The following is an 18680-nucleotide window of genomic DNA, read 5'->3' as shown; positions in this document are numbered from 1 at the left end:
TGCGTCGCGCCACCGAAGGGGCGGCCTCTTAATGGCGAAAGAACGCCCTGATTGCCTGGATCAATGCAACCACTGAACCGCAAATTCTGTGTGGCCCCTATGATGGATTGGACGGACCGGCATTGCCGCGTCTTCCATCGCCAGCTCACGCGCCATGCGCTGCTCTATACCGAGATGGTCACTGCTGAAGCAGTCATTCACGGCCACCGCGACATGCTTTTGGCGTTCTCGCCTCAAGAGCATCCCGTCGCCTTGCAGCTCGGTGGGTCGCAGCCTGACCGTCTGGCGGAGGCAGCATCCATCGGCGCGGACTTCGGTTATGATGAGATCAACCTCAATGTCGGATGCCCGTCCGATCGCGTTCAGGAAGGTCGGTTCGGCGCCTGCCTGATGGCCGAGCCGCAGCTGGTGGCCGATTGCATCGCCGCCATGCAGGCGCGCGTCGAGGTTCCCGTTACCGTAAAATGCCGTATCGGCATTGACGATCAGGATGCGGAGTCCGATTTCCAGCGCTTCATTGAGGTTGTCTCACGGGCGGGCTGCCGAACCTTTATCGTCCACGCGCGCAAGGCTTGGCTCAACGGTCTGTCGCCGAAGGAAAACCGCGAAGTCCCTCCGCTCGACTACGCGCGCGTCTACAGGTTGAAACAGGCCAGGCCGGATCTGGAAATCATTGTGAACGGCGGAATTGAAACGCTGCAGCAGTGCGATGAACATCTGCGTCACGTCGATGGGGTGATGCTGGGGCGCGCGGCCTATCATGAGCCGTATCTTCTTTCGGAGGTCGATCGGCGCTACTACGACCCCACGGCGTCGGTTTCGACGCGCGCCGATGCCTTGCGCGGGCTGGCCGACTATGTGGCGATCCATTTAGGCAAAGGTGGCCGTCTGTCGAACATCACGCGTCATGTTTTGGGTCTTTATCATGGTCGTCCGCGCGGCCGGCTGTTCCGCCGTCACTTGAGTGAGCAGGGGATCAAACCAGGCGCCGATGTGCGCGTTCTGATGGAAGCAATTGCCATCGCAGAGGGCGCGATGGGCACGCAACAAACAGGTGCCGCAGCCGCGGAGTGACGGGGACAATGGAGACATCATCCATCGCTGCCATAGCAATCCTGATTGCCGGATTAGCTGGAGCAGGATTTGCGACAGGATTCCTGGCGGGGCTCTTAGGGGTCGGCGGTGGGGCTTTTCTTGTACCCGTTCTCTATGAACTGTTTTCGCATTACGGGGTCGATGAAAGCGTCCGCATGCACATGGTGCTCGGAACCTCGCTCGCGGTGATTGTGCCGACGTCGCTGCGTTCGTTCTCTGGGCATTACGCCAAGGGTGCGGTCGACATGGACATTTGGCGGCGAATGGCGCCTTGGGTTGCTGCCGGAGTCGTCCTTGGCGTCTTAACGGCCAAGCTTTCAAGTACGGCCGGGCTGAAGTGGGTCTGGATCGTCTCCGGTACGGTAATCGCGATGAAGTTTGCAATCGGCCGCGACGACTGGCGGTTGGGGCAACAGATCCCCAAGAGCAAAGGCGTCGAAGCAGCCGCTCTAATCATAGGTTTGATTTCGGCCTTGATGAGCATAGGCGGAGGCATGTTCATCGTCTCGCTTCTGACGCTTTATGGCGTTCCGATCCACCGAGCCGTGGCGACATCAGCGGGCTTTGGGCCTGTAATCGCTGTGCCGGGGACGCTCGGCTTCATGTTGGCGGGATGGGGCGTTCCGCTGCGTCCGCCATACTCTATCGGATATGTGAATATTCCCGCTGCGCTTCTCATCATGCCGACAAGCATGTATGCGGTGCCACTGGGCGTGAAGGCTGCCCACGCGCTCTCCAAACGCAAGTTGGAAATTGCTTTTGCAGTCTTCTTATTCTGCGTGGTCGGACGCTTCCTGTATTCGCTGCTCAAATAAGAAAGGCCGGTGACAACACCGGCCCTTCAATTCGTTCACGGCGTCGCGTCACTCCTCACACCGCAATCTTCTGGTTGTAATCGCCCACCTCGGGAAAGCGCGTCAGCACGGTATCGAGATCCTTGAAGATCGCTTTCATGTTGGCTTCTGACGTGGGGCTCTCGACCACGATCACCAGTTCAGGCTTGTTGGAGGAAGCACGGATCAGACCCCATGTGCCGTCCTCTAGCACGACGCGCACGCCATTGACGGTGATGAGTTCGCGGATCTTCTGTCCGGCGACGTTTGCGCCTTCGGCTTCCTGCTTCTTGTAGTGGGCGATGATCCGGTCCACGACGCCGTACTTTTTCTCATCGTCACAGTGGGGAGACATAGTCGGCGATCCCCAGGTCTTGGGAAGGGCATCGCGCAGATCGACCATGCTCTTGTCCGGGTTGCGATCGAGCATGTCGCAAACAGCAAGCGCAGCGACGAGGCCATCGTCGTAGCCGCGGCCCAACGGGGTGTTGAAGAAGAAGTGGCCGGACTTTTCAAAACCCACGAGCGTCTTGTTCTCGAAATTGTAGCGCTTGATGTAGCTGTGCCCGGTCTTCCAGTACGCGGTTGTCGCGCCGTTGGCCTTGAGCACCGGATCGGTGGTGAAGAGGCCGGTCGATTTCACGTCGACGACAAATTTTGCGTTCTTGTGGATCGACGAGATGTCGCGCGCCAGCATTACGCCAACCTTGTCGGCAAAGATCTCATGGCCGTCGTTGGCAACGACGCCGCAGCGATCTCCATCGCCATCGAAGGCAAGACCGACGTCGGCATTCGTCTCCAGCACCTTGGCGGAGACTGCCTTCAGCATCTTCATGTCTTCGGGGTTGGGATTGTGGTTTGGGAACGAATGGTCAAGGTCGGTGTTGAGCGGAATAACCTCGCAGCCGACTGCTTCCAGCACCTGAGGTGCAAAGGCGCCAGCCGTGCCGTTGCCACATGCGCATACCACCTTGAGGCGGCGCTTGAGCTTTGGCCGATCTGTCAAGGACTTCACATAGCGTGCGCCCATGTCCTCAACAAAGATGTAGTGTCCCCCGGCTTTGGTTTCGTATGCCCCCGACAGAACGATCTCTTTCAATTCGCTCATGTCGTCGGGCCCAAACGTCAGCGGTCGCGACAAGCCCATCTTGATGCCGGTCCAGCCGTTGTCGTTATGTGATGCAGTCACCATGGCGACGCCTTCGACGTCGAGCGCAAACTGGGCGTAGTAGGCCATCGGCGACAAGGCGAGGCCGATATCGTGGACTTCGCAACCGCCGGCCAGGAGTCCGGTCATCAACGCCTGCTTCACCGCGCCGGAATACCATCGGAAATCATGACCAACGACGATGCGTTTGGGCACGCCGCGTCGGGCAAACAAGGTGGCAACGCCAAGTCCGACCGCGTTGAGACCCATGAGGTTGATCTCTTCGGGAAACAGCCAGCGGGCGTCATACTCGCGAAACCCTGTCGGTTTCACGAGTGGAAGTCGCTCGAAATCGGCGGTGTTGGGCTTAAGGTCGGCACGCGGTTTTGGCAGCATAAGGCTCGAACCCTTCTGACAGGATGAAGTGCGCGCTGGACCCTATAGGCTTTGCAAGCCATAGGGAATGGGTGCACGCGGAATTTGCTAGAAGAGGCAAAAGTGGCGCCGCAATGACGTTCTACTCGTGTAGAACCAACGCATGGGGGCGCATTTCGACGCGGGACAGGCGGCTGAGGAAAGTCATACCAAGCAGCGTCTTGTGAAGCTTGCCTTGTTCGGCAACGGCGCCGCGCACGTTGCGCACGGTGATGTCTCCGACCGTGATGCTGCCCAACTCAACAGGGGCGACCCGCGCAACGCCATTTGCCGTGCGCACTTCGTGGGTGAAGTCTGAAGGCCTGAGGTATAGTCCGGCGCGCTGCGCGTCGTCGTAGGTGAGTGCGACGAGCGTTGCCCCAGTATCGACCATCACCTCGACACGAGAGCCGTTGATCTCCACTTCGGTTTCGAAGTGTCCCGCGTCGTTGGCTGCGATTTCGAGTTCGTCGGAGCTATCATGATGCTCAGACACGCGTTCGCTCGCCTGAGGCTGGCCGTGCGACATGGTCCGCTCGAGGGCCATGGCCGTGATCTTGCCGACTTCGTCGCGATGCTTGATGGCATAGACCGCACCGACAGTCACCAAAGCTGTGAGCGCGACGAACTGAAAGAAGCTTGAGGAGCCCGACGACATACCTGGCAGTTCCAAATGTTAGGCGAGTAGGCGCAGTCGCATCCTTCACTCGCGCAAGGTCATGAAATCTCCGGAGATCTCATATGACCGCAAACGTCTTAAGAAACTCATACCGAGCAAGTTTTCGTTAAGACTTCCCGGCTGGGCCACAAGGGCTTCCAGGTCGTTGAGTTGCAGCGCGCCGATGGTGAGTGTGCGCAGACGGACGGCAGCGGCGCTCCTCTGTCCGTTGGCCGTCTCAATGGGAACGCTGTAGTCGAGTGCGGTTGTGTCGAGACCCGCCCGTTCGGCGTCAGATTGCTTGAGAACGACGGAGCTTGCGCCGGTGTCTATAAGCATGTCGACAGGGGCTCCGTTCACTGCGGATCTGGCCACGAACTGGCCCTGCTCATTGCGGCGGATGAGAACGGACTTCAATCCGTCCTGTCCCACACTCGGCACGTCGCTGGCTGGGGTCGCAACGCCCGCCCGGTCGAGCCAGCTTGCGAGATCGAAGTCGGGTGCGAAATAGAACCAGGCGCCAGCCCCTGTTCCCAGCAGCAATAGGGGCACGAGCAATCTGCGCAGGCGCTGACCGCCGTCGTGACCGGAGCGGGTTGCAAGGGCGTACAGAACCAGCAGAGCGAAGGCGACGGCCGCGGCAATTCCGATAGCGGAAGTCTGTTGAAGATCCTCCCCACCAGTGCCGAGATAGATAAAGAGCGCTGATAACAGAAACGAAAAGAGCAGCAGCCAGCCTAGCACGTGCCGCCTCCTTTCAGCTCAGGATTTGGACAATGTGGTTTGCATATTGCGCGAGGGAAGCTCTTCCATGATGCGTTTGCGTTGGGCGTCGGTCATCGTAGACCAACGCCCGATCTCCTCCAGCGTGCGCTGGCACCCGGTGCAGCGTTTGGTGGCGGGGTCGATAGCGCAGATTTTGACGCAGGGTGAATCCATTGGCACCTGGAATGAAAGCTCCGCGAAGCAGACGCGGTGCGCGTAAAGGTTGATCCCTCAGATACGGTCAATCGCCCGAGATGACAACATCGCACGCTGCAGTCGAAATCATGTGGAAATTCGGGTGTGCTTATATAGCTACCCAGCCAAATGCGGTGTCTTTGCCTTGTAAGGCTCGTTGGAGCCGTAAGGAGAGGCGGCCACGCGCATACGAGGCGGTCGCGTGGAGCGCGGCAGCATATCGGGATCCCGGTGGCGTTCGCGGCCCAGGGGCTGGAGTGGTGCGACTGCGTGCAGCACACGCTGCTTGGGCAGCGTCACGGTCACTTCCGTACCCTTCCGCAGTTCGGACTTCAGCGTGAACGTTCCGCCATGGAGCTGAATCAGGTTCTGAACGATCGGTAGGCCAAGTCCGGTCCCGCCCTCAGCGCTCTCGTGGGCCAGAGAGCCCTGACCGAAGGCCTGCATGACCTTGGGGATCTCGTCCTTGGGAATGCCTGGGCCGGTATCACGAACGGACATGCTGAGCCCGCCATCGGGAAGGAAGCCGATTGAGATCGTGATGCGGCCGCCCTTGGGCGTGAACTTCAAGGCGTTGGAGAGCAGGTTCAGGCAGATCTGGCGCATGGCGCGCGGATCGGCCCACACTTGCGGCAGATTGGGAGCAAAGTCCTCTACCATCAACAAGCCTTTGCTATCGGCCTTCAGCTTCACCAGACGTTCGCAATCTTCCGCGACATCGGTAAGCCGTATCGTTTCCTCATGCAGTTCGTAGCGTCCGGCTTCGATACGAGACAGATCAAGAATTTCGTTGATGATGTGGAGTAAGTGGCTGCCGGAAGCGTAGATGTTGCGCGCATACTCGCAATAGGTCTCGTTTCCTATCGGTCCGAGTAGCTCCTTTTCCATGACTTCGGAGAAGCCCATGATGGCGTTGAGTGGCGTTCTGAGTTCATGGCTCATGGTGGCCAGGAACCGCGACTTCGCCTTGTTGCCGGCTTCCGCACGGCGGCGCGCTTCATCGGAAATGGCTTTGGCTTCTTCCAGCTCGGCAATCAGGCCGTCTTTTTCTGCGCGGAACTCGATCATCGACAGTGCTGTCGAATACAGACCCCGTGTCAGATACACAAAGAACAGATGGATGCCGATCGCCATTGAGGCGAGGGCGAAATAGAACGGGCTCGAAAGCCATAGTAACCGCGCGGCAACCGCGAGCGTCATCGGGACGGTGCCAGCGAGGAAGACGCCGCGCACGGTCGAGGCGAACGTCATGCGGATGGCAAGCACGACCATCAAGGTTGCAAAGATGAAGACATGCGAGGAGAAGGCGGCCTCGCCATGTCCAGAGTGCATGCTGCCCGAACCGATGAGAGCAAAGCCAGCCAGCACCATGCCGTTCAGCAGCTCAAGAAGCAGGAAGAAGCGCCGCCACTCTGCGACGTTGACTTCAGTGCGAGGCATAGCCAGGAGCTTCTTGCACTGAACGTTCATCAGCCAGCGAGTTGCAATTACGGCGGCGATCCATGCGCCCGCTTCGGCCCAGGAAGCCCAAAACATCGAGGCAATCGAGAAAAGGATGCAGAGAGCCGGCATGGCCAACGGCGCGCTCGTCTCGTTCCTGGCGTACATCGCCAGGAGCTCGTACTCGAATTCGGGTTTGATCTCGTTTCCGTTGACAAGACGCTCGCGGTAGAGCTTGAGGTCGTCGGGCTTTCTCGAGGCGCGATTTTGCTGTGGCGAACGACGCCCCGAAGGCTGCGCGATGTCGGCGGTGTCGTCCATCAATAATTGCCGTTATGCCAATTGGCCAAATGAGCGTTCCTCCGCTGGAGGTCGCTAATCCATCGAGGTTAATCTGGCGGCAATTCGCTAAGTTAGTGTTTAACATGTCGACGCAAAGCAATAGAGACGGGATGCGCGCCATACGAGGGAACAGCCGCCAGATGCGGTCGATTGCCCGCCTGATCGCGACAGTCATTTTGGCGATCGTAGCCGGGCTTCTTGGACGTAACCATCTGGGAAACAACCCAAAAAGCACAGATCCTGTTCCTGCCGACGTGCGTGGCGCTGCCCGTGTGATCGACGGCGACAGCCTGTACGTCGGCGGGGACGAAGTTCGCCTCAAGGGAATTGATGCTCCTGAAGGCCGCCAGACCTGTCTGCGCGACGGTAGGGACTGGGATTGTGGCAACGCCGCGCGCGACGCCTTACGTAGGCTAATCAGCAAGGACGTTGTTGTGTGCCGGGGTGTGGAGCGGGACAAGCATGGCCGGGTGCTAGCCTATTGCACCGCTGGCGGCCGGGATCTCAACGCCGGAATGGTCTTTCAAGGTATGGCGGTGGCCAATGGTGGATACAACCGCGAGGAGGCCGAGGCCCGAGCCAATAAGCGTGGGCTGTGGTCTTCGCAGTTCGAAACGCCGCGGGACTGGCGGCATGAACGCGGCATCGGACTTTGAAGCGGTGGTGCTCAGGGTGTTCGCTGCCCTTCGCCGCCAAATAGCTTGAAGAAGGAGCCGGGACTGCCATGGCTCGCCACTTGGATAAGCTTGTCGCCGAAATCCGCGCCTGCCGGATCTGTCGCGATCACCCACGTGCCAAGCCTTTGCCCCATGAGCCGCGTCCGGTTCTGCGCGTTAGCACGACCGCCCGTATCGGTGTCTTCGGGCAGGCGCCGGGCACTCGCGTCCATGCCTCAGGAATGCCGTTTACGGACCCCTCCGGCGTTCGCTTGCGTCAATGGATGGGCGTAAGCGAAGACGAGTTCTACGACGTCCGCCGTGTCGCCATTGTGCCGATGGGCTTTTGTTTTCCGGGCTTGGACGCCAAGGGCGGCGACTTGCCGCCGCGCGCTGAATGCGCAGCTCTCTGGCGCCAGCGGCTGATGGATCAGCTTGCCCAAATCGAAGTCGCGCTCTTGATTGGCCGGTATGCTCATGCCTGGCACTTAGGGGCTGCTCAGGGCGCCACTTTATCCGACACGGTCGCGGATTGGCGGAAGATTACCGCACGGACCGACGCCAAAATGCAGTTGTGGCCATTGCCCCATCCCTCATGGCGCAACAATGCCTGGTTGAAAAAGAACCCCTGGTTCGACGCGGAGCTTCTCCCGGTTTTGAAAGCTAGAATTCGATCGGTGATTGAAGGCGGCTAAAGAAAAGTCGAGGCGATCACGCAGCTGGTTGCGGGCAGGACTTCATCGCGCGCTCACGCTCCTTGTGCGTATGCCGTGCCCCTTGGTGCGCCTGTGTTTCGAGCTCGTCGCGAAGAAAGGCGAAATCGAGCCCTGCTTTCGATAGACTATCGAGCACGGCATCGACTGGATGCGCACGCGCACGCGCGGCCGCCCAAGCAATGGCGGCACGCTGACCACTGGCGCACATTGCCAATACTGGCCCGTGCGTCTGATTGAGAACGCTCTGCAGGGCATCGACGGTCCGATTGGAGAAAATGTCCAGGGTTGAGGTGGGGATGTAAGCGAATGTCATTCCTGCCGCCTGGGCGGCCTCCATCGCTTCCTTCGAACTGAGCGCATCTGGCCGTTCCCCGTCGGGCAGCAGGCTCACCACAGTTTTGAACCCGTGCTTCGCCGCGCGCTCGAAATCGGTGCTTGAAAGAGCACCTGTGACGGCAAAATCTCGGGTTATGGGCACTGGCGTAAGCATCGAGCCTCAACGACGTTCTCAGACTCGAAGATTTGATCGATTGCTCAAGCAAAACAAGAGCAACCGGACGAAAGAACGAAAAAAAATACCAGAATTTACATTGACTGGGGTATAAAAGAAAACGACTATCTCAAAATATCGAAAATGTAGAAACTGCGTTCTTTCCCATCCCCGGAGTTCGGCGCATGCTTGATGAAATGGACGTCAAGATCCTTAAAATCTTGCAGGAAGATTGCACTCGCCCTGTAGCGGAAATTGGCAAGGAGGTCGGCTTGTCAACGACGCCGTGCTGGCGAAGGGTGCAGAAGCTGGAAGAGGCAGGCGTGATCAAGCGGCGCGTTGCGGTCCTCGACCCCGACAAGGTCAATGCGGGCGTGACTGTGTTCGTGTCGATCAAGACCGACCACCACTCCCTCGACTGGCTGGAGCGATTCCGCAGTGCCGTCGCTGACTTCCCTGAGGTGGTCGAATTCTATCGCATGTCTGGCGACATCGACTATCTGCTGCGCGTGGCCGTGCCTGACATCGGCGCCTACGACGTGTTCTATAAGAAGCTTATCTCGCGCATTGAGATCGCCAAGGTTTCCTCGGCCTTTGCCATGGAGCAGATGAAGTACACCACGTCGCTGCCGCTCCAATTCGCGCTGGAGACCATTCAGGGACGATCGCTCAAAGCGCAGGCTTCCTGAAACGCGTCTTGAGCGAGGATTTGCCAATCCAGCCCGACTAGCCGGTCTTCTTGGTGAGGCGGGTGATTAGGCTTGAGGTATCAAACCGACTGCCGCCTGCTGCCTGCACTTCGCCGTAGTAGCCATCCACGATGGCGGTGACCGGCAATTGTGCACCATTGCGCGCAGCCTCCGAAAGGCAGAAGCCTAAGTCCTTGCGCATCCAATCAACGGCAAAGCCGAAGTTGAACTCGCGCGCGTGCATGGTCTTCCAGCGGTTTTCCATCTGCCAGGATTGGGCAGCGCCCTTCGAGATCGTATCGATGACTGCGGGCACATCCAGTCCCGCGCACTCGGCAAAATGAATAGCTTCGGACAAACCCTGCACCAACCCCGCGATAGCGATCTGATTGACCATTTTGGTGAGCTGACCGGCGCCTGAGGGACCAATGAGCTTCACCATGCGCGCAAAGTTGGCAATCACCGGCTCCGCGCGGGAATAGGCCTGTGCATCGCCGCCCGCCATCACCGTAAGGACGCCATTTTCGGCGCCCGCCTGTCCACCCGAAACTGGTGCGTCGATAAAGAAGATGCCGCTGCTTGCCGCTTTCTCGGATAGTTCGCGCGCCAGTTCAGCGGACGTTGTCGTGTTGTCGATGAAGATGCAGCCCTTGCCCATAGCTGAGAATGCGCCCTGCGGCCCGGTTGCGACGGCCCGGACGTCATCGTCGTTGCCGACGCAGGAAAAGACGAACTCGGCCCCTTTGGCCGCCTCCTGCGGGGTGGGGGCGCTCTTTCCGGCTGGAAACTTCTCAAGCCACGCTTGCGCGCGCGCCGGGCTTCGATTGTAGACGGTGACCTCGTGCCCGCCGCGGGTCAGCAAATGCCCAGCCATGGGAAATCCCATGACGCCCAATCCAAGGAAGGCTACCTTCGCCATCGTATCTGCTCCACTGCGCTTTACATGCCGTAGCTTGGCTTCTAACCGAGCGCACCGCGCACGCAAAGCAAAAGCGGCCATGGGGGAGGTGTTCTTGCTTTCGTTACTGGGCGAGCGCCAGTGGGAGCGATAAAAAGTTCGCTGAATTGCCGCGTCCTCCGGTCGGCGAGGTGATATCGAAAAGGATTGGCCGCGTTTATGAGCAAGCATGGAACGCCACGGGACGTTGCTCTCCCTGTCACGCTGGCAGACGTCCAACGGGCCGCGGGTGTCTTGAAGGGCGCGATCATCGAGACGGATTTCGACAATAGCCGCACTCTCAGTGCAATTTTCGGGGCTGACGTTTGGCTCAAGTTCGAGAATTTGCAGTTCACCGCCAGCTACAAAGAGCGCGGCGCTCTGAACAAACTGATGAGCCTCACGCCCGAGGAGAGGGCCTGTGGTGTCATTGCCATGTCGGCAGGTAATCATGCACAGGGGGTCGCCTATCATGCCGAGCTACTTGGCATCCCGGCGACCATCGTGATGCCCGCTACGACACCAACGGTGAAGGTGGAGAACACCAAGGCGCTGGGTGCATCGGTCATTCTGCATGGAGACGACTTCGAAGAAGCCGCGCGCTTTGCCAGGGCCCACGGCGCATCTCACAGCATGACGTTCATCCACCCATTCGATGATCCTGTTGTGATTGCAGGGCAGGGCACCATCGCACTTGAAATGCTCGCCAATGTGCCAGATCTCGACACGCTCATTGTTCCGATCGGCGGCGGCGGCTTGATTTCCGGCATGGCGGTTGCCGCGAAGGGATTAAAGCCTGACATCCGCGTGATTGGTGTTGAGGCCAAGCTCTATCCATCCATGTACAACGTAATGCGACACGCGAGTTTGCCCATTGGTGGGGAAACGCTTGCAGAAGGCATCGCCGTGCGGGAGCCGGGATACGTCACGCGCGAGATCGTGTCTGCTCTCGTCGACGACATCCTGCTGGTATCTGAAGCAGAACTCGAACGCGCGCTGACGTTGCTGATCACTGTTGAGAAGACCGTCGTCGAGGGAGCTGGCGCTGCTGGGCTCGCCGCGCTCCTGGCCGATCGGGCGCGTTTTCAAGGCCACAAAGTCGGTATCGTATTGTGTGGGGGAAACATAGATACGGGCTTGTTGGCAAGCGTGCTTACCCGCGAATTGGCGCGAGATGGTCGGCTATCGCGTATTGCGCTCGATCTTCCCGACCGCCCCGGTCAGCTTGCCAAGGTATCGGCGATCATCGGCGAGCAGGCGGCAAATGTTGTGGAGGTCTACCACCAGCGTGTCTTCACAGATCTGCCGGCGAAGGGTACCGAGCTCCACCTCGTGATCGAAACGCGCGACGCGGCCCACCTTCAAACTGTGCTCGCGGTCCTCAGGAGCGCGGGCTACGCGGTTCTAGCAAAAAGCGGCGGGGGATTGCGTTGAGAAAGGGAAAGGCCCCACGTCTGGCTGGAACGTGGGGCCCTGGCAGGGAGAGTGAGGGTCGTGGGGAAGAAAACAACTGCTAGTGGCTGGGAGGGTAGTTGGCGTCTACCCCAGGCTTCGACGACATTCCGGGGTCTCGAGGCATGTTGACTGACGCCACAAGCAACGCGCTTGTGGTTGCAACACAGGCCGCCATCGAAAGACGCGCGAGGATCCAGGTTGGCGCATCATTGATTTTGGCTGCTTCAAGGTCCATCGGATTTGACTTCGCTTAGACTGAGGTGTCTTCCAGTAATACCCTTGTAACCGATATTTCGTTTCTATGCGACGACGGCGTCGTTATATGGATAACGTTAAAAATTATGAATTCATGTTTTGTAAAGAAGTCTTAAGCGCCTGATAATTGCATTCACAGGTTCGGGGCTAATTCTAGGTGGTTGCGACCTCGATAACGGTCGGGCCCTTAAATCTAAGGGCCTGTTCGAGTGCATCGGCAAATGCGCCCATGCTATTGACGCAAAAGCCACGTGCGCCAGCGGCTGCGGCCTGTAATGCGAAATTCGGATTAATGAGGGTGGTCGCAATAACGCGAGCGGGGTCAGACTGCAATTGTGCGAATTGGATGCTGCCCAGCGTATTGTTATTTGCAACAATTACAGTAATTGGTAATTCCAATTGGACGGCGGTTGCTAATTCTGCTCCCGTCATTTGGAAGCAGCCGTCCCCTGCAACAGCGACGACTTCGCGGTCAGGAAATGCAAGCTTGGCTGCAATCGCCGCGGGGAGCCCGTATCCCATCGATCCCGACAACGGCGCAAGCTGGCTTGGATAGTGGCGGTAAACGTAGTAGCGCTGCAAGGAAGCAGCGTAGTGACCAGCACCGTTGCAAATGATCGTATCGACCGAAAGCCTGTGTGTGAGATGGGTCGCGATCTCTCCCATTGGTACGGTGTCGTTTTGCAGGCGACCGCCAATTGCATCGCCAGCGAGAGAGAGTTCATACGCGCTTCGCAGCGCCCTCCTCCAATCGCGCCAAGGCAGGGATCGAGGTGGAGGAAGGCCCGCCAAGGTATGCACAACCTCCATCGGGCACGCGGCGATAGCCAGATCCGGGGCATAAGGCGGACAACTCCGGGGATCGACGGCATCGGGCGAAACCAAGACCAGAGTTCGCCCGTCGGCTTGAGGGGGCACTAATGTGAAGCCCCGCGTTGTGATGTCGTCGAGACAAGCGCCAAAGGCGATCACGACATCAGCATGCGACACGGCTTCGGCGAGAGGAGTATGGGGCACGAAACCGAGATGACCGACATAGCTGTCGTTCGAATTATCGAAACGGTCCTGTCTTCGAAACGAAGTCGCGACAGGCAGACCGAATGTGTCGGCAAAGCGGGCAAGTGCTTCTGAGGCGGCTTGGCTCCACATCGGGCTGCCCACGATGATGAGCGGACGACGGGCCCGACTGACACAGTCCTGCAAAGCTTGGATGTCCTGTTCAGCAACGGCGCGGTGAACAGGCGCTCTACAGTGAGCTTCGGTCGCTGGCCCCATTTCCGCCAAAACGTCTTCGGGCAGTCCGACAACGACTGGGCCAGGCCGTCCGCTTACTGCCAGACGGAACGCAAACGTTAGCTGTTCGGTCAATGTGCTCGCACTATCGGCAATGGCAACGTTCTTTGCTATGCCGCCGAACAACTTGACGAGGTCGATTTGCTGGAAGGCCGGCAATTGCAAGCGCGATCGTGGCGGCATGCCTACGAGTAGCACCATCGGCGTTTGATCCTGCGCTGCGATGTAGACTCCCGCCAAGGCGTTAGCGGCGCCGGGACCGCGCGTCACGACCGCGACACCCGGTTTGCCGGTAAGCTTGCCGGTCGCCTCGGCCATCATAGCGGCCGCTGACTCATGGCGCGCGGTGACAGGGCGTAAGCGGCTTTCGCTATGGACGGCGTCGAGCAGACCCAAAAAGCTTTCGCCCGGCACCATGAACAAGTGGCGCACGTCCTCGCCGACGAGGTGATCAACGATGATTTGTCCACCCGTGCGCATGTGTTGTGCTGGCACAGCCTTCGTCAGATCGCAAGGTTATCCACAAGGCACCGTCCGCGCCTACGGAGCCACAGGTCGGCATTATCCCGCGCGCGTGCCCGAAACTTCCAGTGGAATGCGTGGATGGTTAACTCCCCGCTCTTTTCTGACCGGCTCAAGGCCGTAACTTGCCCCTTGGATTCGGAGGCATACGGCCCGGGCAACGAGAAACGCCTGAGCTGGAATTGTGAGGGGGCGTTGCGCGTGGGAAGCGCTCGCAAGCGCGAAACGGCGAATTGGCGATGGCGACGCACGTCCACGCGGGCGCGCAGGGTACGTTGGTGCCTTTTTCTGGTTTGTTTGCTGGCGTCGACCGCAGGGCTCGCGAGCGCGCTACGGGCAGAGACGCGCATCGCGCTGGTGGTTGGCAATGCCGCCTATAGCAACAAGCCGTTACACAATGCCCGCCACGACGGTGAGCTGATGGCCGACACACTCAAGGATGTCGGCTTTGAGGTGATCACCGCACTCGACGCCAACCCCAGTGCCATGCGCTCGGCCATCACCGAATTCGGACGTCGGCTCAAGCAGCCAGATACGGTCGCGCTGTTCTACTATGCCGGTCACGGCGTGCAATCGGACGGTCGCAACTATCTTATTCCAGTGGGTGCCGACATCGGAGACATGTCGGAGGTTGCCGTCAACGCGGTGGCACTCGATGACGTGATGAAGACGTTGGTGGCGGCGCGCACACGACTTAACATCGTCATACTCGATGCATGCCGCGACAATCCCTTCGGCACAGGCCGGGCGTTCGCCGAAGGCGGTCTTGCGCCATCGGTTGCTCCGTCGGGCACCTTTATCGGATATGCGACGGCGCCTGGACAGATTGCGCGCGACGGAGAGGTGAACAACAGTCCCTACACAGCCGCGCTTGCGTTCAATATTCCCCGCCCCGGCAGCACCCTGGAGGAGGTATTTCGAGACACGCGCCGTGCCGTGCTCGCGGCGACCGGCGGTCAGCAGGTGCCTTGGGAACACTCCTCGCTGGTCGGCGCGTTCTATTTCAAGGAAAAGCCCGCGACGCCTGAATCCAGCGCCGACCGCCAAGTTCACACCACCGAGCTGGCGGCGGACGCCCGGATCGCAGAGCTCGATGCGTGGGAGCGCATCAAACTTTCGCAAAACCCGCAGGACTTCAAAGCGCATATGACGCGCTTTCCGAATGGTCTCTTCTATGAGTTGGCCGCTTTCAAGCTGTCGCACCTTGCTCCAGATACAAAGCGCACCGCTTGGCGTTGGGTGATAACGGGGAGTGTTGCGCGCGCCGCCGAACCCGGCCACGCCGGCCCCCAGCATTCCGATCATGCCGAAAACGCCGGAGCGGCGTTCGAACGCGCGGTGGTGCTGGAAGGCTCAGCATCAAGCGGGCAGGACTGGGAGAAAGTGGTAGCCCTTTATCAGGAGGCTGCGGAGGGTGGCGTGCCACGCGCAATGTTTGAGACGGCGCGCGCCTATGACAAAGGCCGAGGCGTCTCGCGTGACTTGGCGAAAGCGGCGTACTGGTATGGGCGCGCGGCGGAGAACGGCCATGCGGCTGCGATGGCGTCGTTGGGGACCATGTATGAATTCGGCGAGGGCGTGCCGGCCAGCATGGTAGATGCGCTACAGCTTTATCAGATGGCTTCTGCCGCTGGAGATGCGGCAGGCACCACGAGCCTGGCCTATCTGCTCGCGGAGGGAAAAGGCGCCGCTCGAAATGAAAAGCAGGCCCGTAAGCTTTACGCAAAGGCCGCCGCGCAGGGGCATTCACGGGCTCTCTTCAACCTCGCCTTGATGGAGCTTCAGGGCAGAGGTGGCCGCCGCGACACATACAGCGCGGTGCGTCATCTGCGTGAAGCAGCAGACAAAGACCATGCCGGTGCGCTGGAGGAGTTGGCGCAGGTCTACGATCAAGGCATAGGCGTGCGCCGTGATCCGGCGCGTGCGGCGGCTTACATCGTCAGCGCGCTCAAGGCAGCGCAGAAGGAAGGGCGGACGCTCGAGATTTTCCGCCGCCGCTGGAGCACGGCGACCCGGCGTGAGCTGCAGCGGCTGAACTCGACCCAGGGCCTCTATTCCGCCATGGGCGAGGAGCCTACTGCCCAAACCCGCTGGGCGCTTTCACGGATGGTCATGCCGTAGGGTTTTTGAGAGCTATTACACATAGTTAATGGAAGCCGCGACACGTCGAGCAATTGCGCCGGACACAATGAGCTCAAGATGCGGCGCAAGCCTCGCCCGCTCCATGGCGCGCTCTAGGCGGGGCAGGCGTTGCCCGCTATGGTGCCGCCGCCAGGGCAGACGGCCGGGGGCACGAGCCGGCGCATTAGACAGGGACGACTGATCGACAGATGAGGTTTTCACCTTCGCGGTCCGGTGGGTGCCAGGGGCGATCGGGCTTCTCGCGACTTGCGGCTGTCTTCGCCAAGCTGGCCGTCGTTGCGATGATGTCGATTGTCGCCGCTTTTGCGTTTGCGACTGGGTCGCGACCTGTGATGGCGCAGTCGGTTGGGGATGCGGCAACCGGAACGGATCAGGCCATTTCAATTCCTCCCAAGCCCGAGGACCCGCGCGCCGCGAAAGCGTATGCGGTGTTCAGCACCTATTGCGCGCGTTGTCATCAAAACGGAAGGCTGGAAAAGCCGGTGGCAGCCGGTGGGCTTGCCAACATCCTTGCGCTGTCGGATTTGGCGAAGGATACGAGCTTGGTGACGCCGGGCATTCCCGACGCATCGATTCTTTATCAGGTGCTGGCAAGTGGACACGCGCCGCTTAACGTCTTCGGCAGCGGTTCTCAGATGCACGGCCCCGATCCTGACGACATCATGGCGGTGCGCGAGTGGTTGCGCGAAATGCCCAGCCGCAGCCAGCAATGCGCCGGGCGTGAACTCATCAGTACGGCTCAGGTGGACGGCTGGATCGAAGAGGCACTCCGCGTCGAGCGCGAGGGCGCGCGCGATGTGCGCTTTATTTCTCTCGTCAATCTTTACAACGGCTGTATGCAGTCCGATCAGATCGCGGCCGCGCGTCAGGCGATGTCGAAACTTCTGAATGGGCTGTCGTGGGGCGCCGCGCCACATGCGCTGAAGGCCGTCGATCCCAACGGCACACTCCTGTCGTTTCGCTTGCAGGATTACGGCTGGGTGCCCGGTCACTGGGATACCTTGGAACATGACTATCCGAAGGCGCTGATCGTGCCTTTATCCGACAACACGCGGCGTCTTGCAGGTGCGCAAAATCCTGTGGTGCGTGGTGACTGGTTTGCGGAGGCGGCGAGCGCGCCCGATCTCTATTACAAACTGCTCGGAGTGCCGCAGAAGCTCACCGAACTCGCGAAAATGAACGGCATCGACATCGACTACAACGTGCGGGTGCTACGCGCGCGGCGCGCCATCGTGCGTCAGAGTCAGGTGACGCGCGGCAATCGTCTCGTCGAGCGCCATCCCGGCGCGCGCGGTGGCTTCTGGCTGGTTTACGATTTCGCTTCGAGCTCGGGCGATCAGGATCTTTTCGAGCATCCGCTTGGTCCGAAGGCAGGCGGGGGCGTGCGTGCACCTTTCAAGCCGGACTTGTTGCGCGTTGTTTTTACGTTGCCGAACGGCTTTCTTGCGTACGCGCTGTACGATGCGGCGGGAAATCGGCTCGATCAAGTGCTCCCGGGAGTCGAGGAGCCGATCTATGCGGGGGACGTGGAACCGACATTGGCTGGGGGTGGATGTTTCTCGTGTCACAGCGATGGCGTGAAGATCGTTCGTGACGCTTACCGGCCGCAAATGATGCCGGCCCAAGCAGCAGCGCAGGTAACACAAGTCACTGGTCAGGCGGCGCTTGCTCCGCCACCTCCTGTAAGCGAGGTGGTGCGCACGGCGCTTCAGTTGGCGGCGACGGATGGTGAGCTTCTATTGCTTTCTAATGCCGACAACGAGCGGTATCGCAACGCGCTGATTGCGGCAGGCGTCGATCCTCGCCTAACGCTAGAGGGTGGAGAAGTGATCAGCGCGTTGGCGCAGCGCTATCGCACCGGGACAGACTACGAAGGCGCGGCGGTTGAAATGGATTTGACCCCTGAGACATTTACAGCAGCTCTTTCCAAGGCAACCGGTGAAACGGCTTTACTGGCGCGTCGCCTTCAGCAGCATCGTCTGCCGCGCGCCTCCATCGACAAGCTGTTTGCGTACCTGAAGGGTGTGGAGATGCCAGACGACAAAGCGAAACCGTCGTCAGCTTCCGCTAGCGATGGGAAGATCGATCTCGACCTGTGGATCGACAAAGCCAAGCCAGCGCCGGGTGATCTCATCGTCATCAACGCGCAGTCCGACACCGACTGCTATTTGACCGTGACGAACGTCGATCCTGCCGGGCGCGCGACAGTGCTGTTTCCGAACGATTTCGAGCCTGACAATCTACTAAGCGCCGGCAAGCCGATCCGGTTGCCGGGGAACGATGCCCCCTATCAGCTTCGCCGCAAGGAAACGGGGCGTGAATTGGTCGTCGCACAATGCTCGACGTCGGCTGCTCCCCCGATGGGCATAGAGCATGAGTTTGGCCGTCAACGCTTCACGGTGCTTGGAGACTGGGAGAACTTTGTCGAAGACGCCCTGGTGACGGAGGCGGACTTGCGCTCAAACCCGGAAAAGGCCGCTCGTGCCCGAAGCGCCCGGATTGAGGCCATGCGCCGAGACCGGGGGGCTGCGAGTGGTGAGCGGGCAGATACGGCGCCGGGACGCAATATGATCGACGGTCGCGCAGTGCTCGTTCTGCAATGAGGGCGTTGGGCGTCCGATTTAGGCAACTCGGTC

Annotated in this window: 16 protein-coding genes; 8 read left to right on the top strand and 8 right to left on the bottom strand. The window is 59.8% G+C overall.

Features of this window, described 5'->3' with window-relative positions:
* Window positions 1-63 precede the first annotated feature (63 nt).
* The gene (dusA, locus tag R3D51_18550) at window positions 64-1074 is read left to right on the top strand and encodes a tRNA dihydrouridine(20/20a) synthase DusA (GenBank protein ID MEZ5901484.1); all 1011 of its coding nucleotides are present in this window, start codon (window positions 64-66) and stop codon (window positions 1072-1074) included.
* An 8-nt stretch (window positions 1075-1082) separates the two neighbouring features.
* Window positions 1083-1910: a sulfite exporter TauE/SafE family protein gene (locus R3D51_18545; protein ID MEZ5901483.1), complete on the top strand. Its 828-nt coding sequence runs from the start codon at window positions 1083-1085 to the stop codon at window positions 1908-1910.
* 55 nt (window positions 1911-1965) lie between these two features.
* On the opposite strand, the gene R3D51_18540 is transcribed toward R3D51_18545, so the two are convergent.
* The 5 genes from R3D51_18540 to R3D51_18520 form a co-directional block, all read right to left on the bottom strand.
* Window positions 1966-3471 carry a phosphomannomutase/phosphoglucomutase gene (locus R3D51_18540; GenBank protein MEZ5901482.1) on the bottom strand — a complete coding sequence of 502 codons (1506 nt, stop codon included), beginning with the start codon at window positions 3469-3471 and terminating at the stop codon, window positions 1966-1968.
* A 121-nt stretch (window positions 3472-3592) separates the two neighbouring features.
* Window positions 3593-4147: a TIGR02281 family clan AA aspartic protease gene (locus R3D51_18535; GenBank protein ID MEZ5901481.1), complete on the bottom strand. Its 555-nt coding sequence runs from the start codon at window positions 4145-4147 to the stop codon at window positions 3593-3595.
* Between the two features lie 45 nt (window positions 4148-4192).
* Window positions 4193-4891, bottom strand: a complete 699-nt coding sequence (locus R3D51_18530; protein ID MEZ5901480.1) for a TIGR02281 family clan AA aspartic protease — start codon at window positions 4889-4891, stop codon at window positions 4193-4195.
* A gap of 18 nt (window positions 4892-4909) precedes the next feature.
* Entirely contained in the window at window positions 4910-5086 is a 177-nt protein-coding gene (locus R3D51_18525) for a DUF1289 domain-containing protein (GenBank protein MEZ5901479.1), read from the bottom strand.
* A 138-nt stretch (window positions 5087-5224) separates the two neighbouring features.
* Window positions 5225-6868, bottom strand: a complete 1644-nt coding sequence (locus R3D51_18520) for a HAMP domain-containing sensor histidine kinase (GenBank protein ID MEZ5901478.1) — start codon at window positions 6866-6868, stop codon at window positions 5225-5227.
* Between the two features lie 161 nt (window positions 6869-7029).
* Between R3D51_18520 and R3D51_18515 the strand changes: the two genes are divergently transcribed.
* Together R3D51_18515 and R3D51_18510 are read left to right on the top strand one after the other, a co-directional pair.
* Complete coding sequence (locus R3D51_18515; GenBank protein MEZ5901477.1) at window positions 7030-7545, top strand: thermonuclease family protein; 516 nt, start codon at window positions 7030-7032, stop codon at window positions 7543-7545.
* A 68-nt stretch (window positions 7546-7613) separates the two neighbouring features.
* Window positions 7614-8240 carry a uracil-DNA glycosylase family protein gene (locus tag R3D51_18510; GenBank protein ID MEZ5901476.1) on the top strand — a complete coding sequence of 209 codons (627 nt, stop codon included), beginning with the start codon at window positions 7614-7616 and terminating at the stop codon, window positions 8238-8240.
* 16 nt (window positions 8241-8256) lie between these two features.
* Here R3D51_18510 and R3D51_18505 read toward each other — a convergent pair whose 3' ends face one another.
* Entirely contained in the window at window positions 8257-8751 is a 495-nt protein-coding gene (locus R3D51_18505) for a sulfur transferase domain-containing protein (protein MEZ5901475.1), read from the bottom strand.
* Window positions 8752-8936: 185 nt separating this feature from the next.
* On the opposite strand from R3D51_18505, the gene R3D51_18500 reads away from it, so the two are divergent.
* Entirely contained in the window at window positions 8937-9440 is a 504-nt protein-coding gene (locus R3D51_18500; protein MEZ5901474.1) for an Lrp/AsnC family transcriptional regulator, read from the top strand.
* Between the two features lie 37 nt (window positions 9441-9477).
* Here R3D51_18500 and R3D51_18495 read toward each other — a convergent pair whose 3' ends face one another.
* Window positions 9478-10359 (bottom strand): NAD(P)-dependent oxidoreductase, encoded by an 882-nt coding sequence (locus R3D51_18495; protein MEZ5901473.1) that lies wholly within the window; start codon window positions 10357-10359, stop codon window positions 9478-9480.
* Between the two features lie 198 nt (window positions 10360-10557).
* Here R3D51_18495 and R3D51_18490 point away from each other — a divergent pair, with 198 nt between their 5' ends.
* Window positions 10558-11811 (top strand): threonine ammonia-lyase, encoded by a 1254-nt coding sequence (locus tag R3D51_18490; GenBank protein ID MEZ5901472.1) that lies wholly within the window; start codon window positions 10558-10560, stop codon window positions 11809-11811.
* Between the two features lie 429 nt (window positions 11812-12240).
* Here R3D51_18490 and R3D51_18485 read toward each other — a convergent pair whose 3' ends face one another.
* The gene (locus tag R3D51_18485; protein MEZ5901471.1) at window positions 12241-13875 is read right to left on the bottom strand and encodes a thiamine pyrophosphate-binding protein; all 1635 of its coding nucleotides are present in this window, start codon (window positions 13873-13875) and stop codon (window positions 12241-12243) included.
* Between the two features lie 228 nt (window positions 13876-14103).
* Here R3D51_18485 and R3D51_18480 point away from each other — a divergent pair, with 228 nt between their 5' ends.
* Together R3D51_18480 and R3D51_18475 are read left to right on the top strand one after the other, a co-directional pair.
* Entirely contained in the window at window positions 14104-16023 is a 1920-nt protein-coding gene (locus R3D51_18480) for a caspase family protein (protein MEZ5901470.1), read from the top strand.
* 209 nt (window positions 16024-16232) lie between these two features.
* The gene (locus R3D51_18475; protein MEZ5901469.1) at window positions 16233-18647 is read left to right on the top strand and encodes a DUF4384 domain-containing protein; all 2415 of its coding nucleotides are present in this window, start codon (window positions 16233-16235) and stop codon (window positions 18645-18647) included.
* The last annotated feature ends 33 nt before the right edge of the window (window positions 18648-18680 follow it).

Source organism: Hyphomicrobiaceae bacterium, assembly GCA_041397645.1.
In the GTDB taxonomy this organism is placed as follows: Bacteria; Pseudomonadota; Alphaproteobacteria; order Rhizobiales; family Hyphomicrobiaceae; genus Hyphomicrobium_B.
This window is presented reverse-complemented; position numbering and strand designations above follow the sequence as displayed.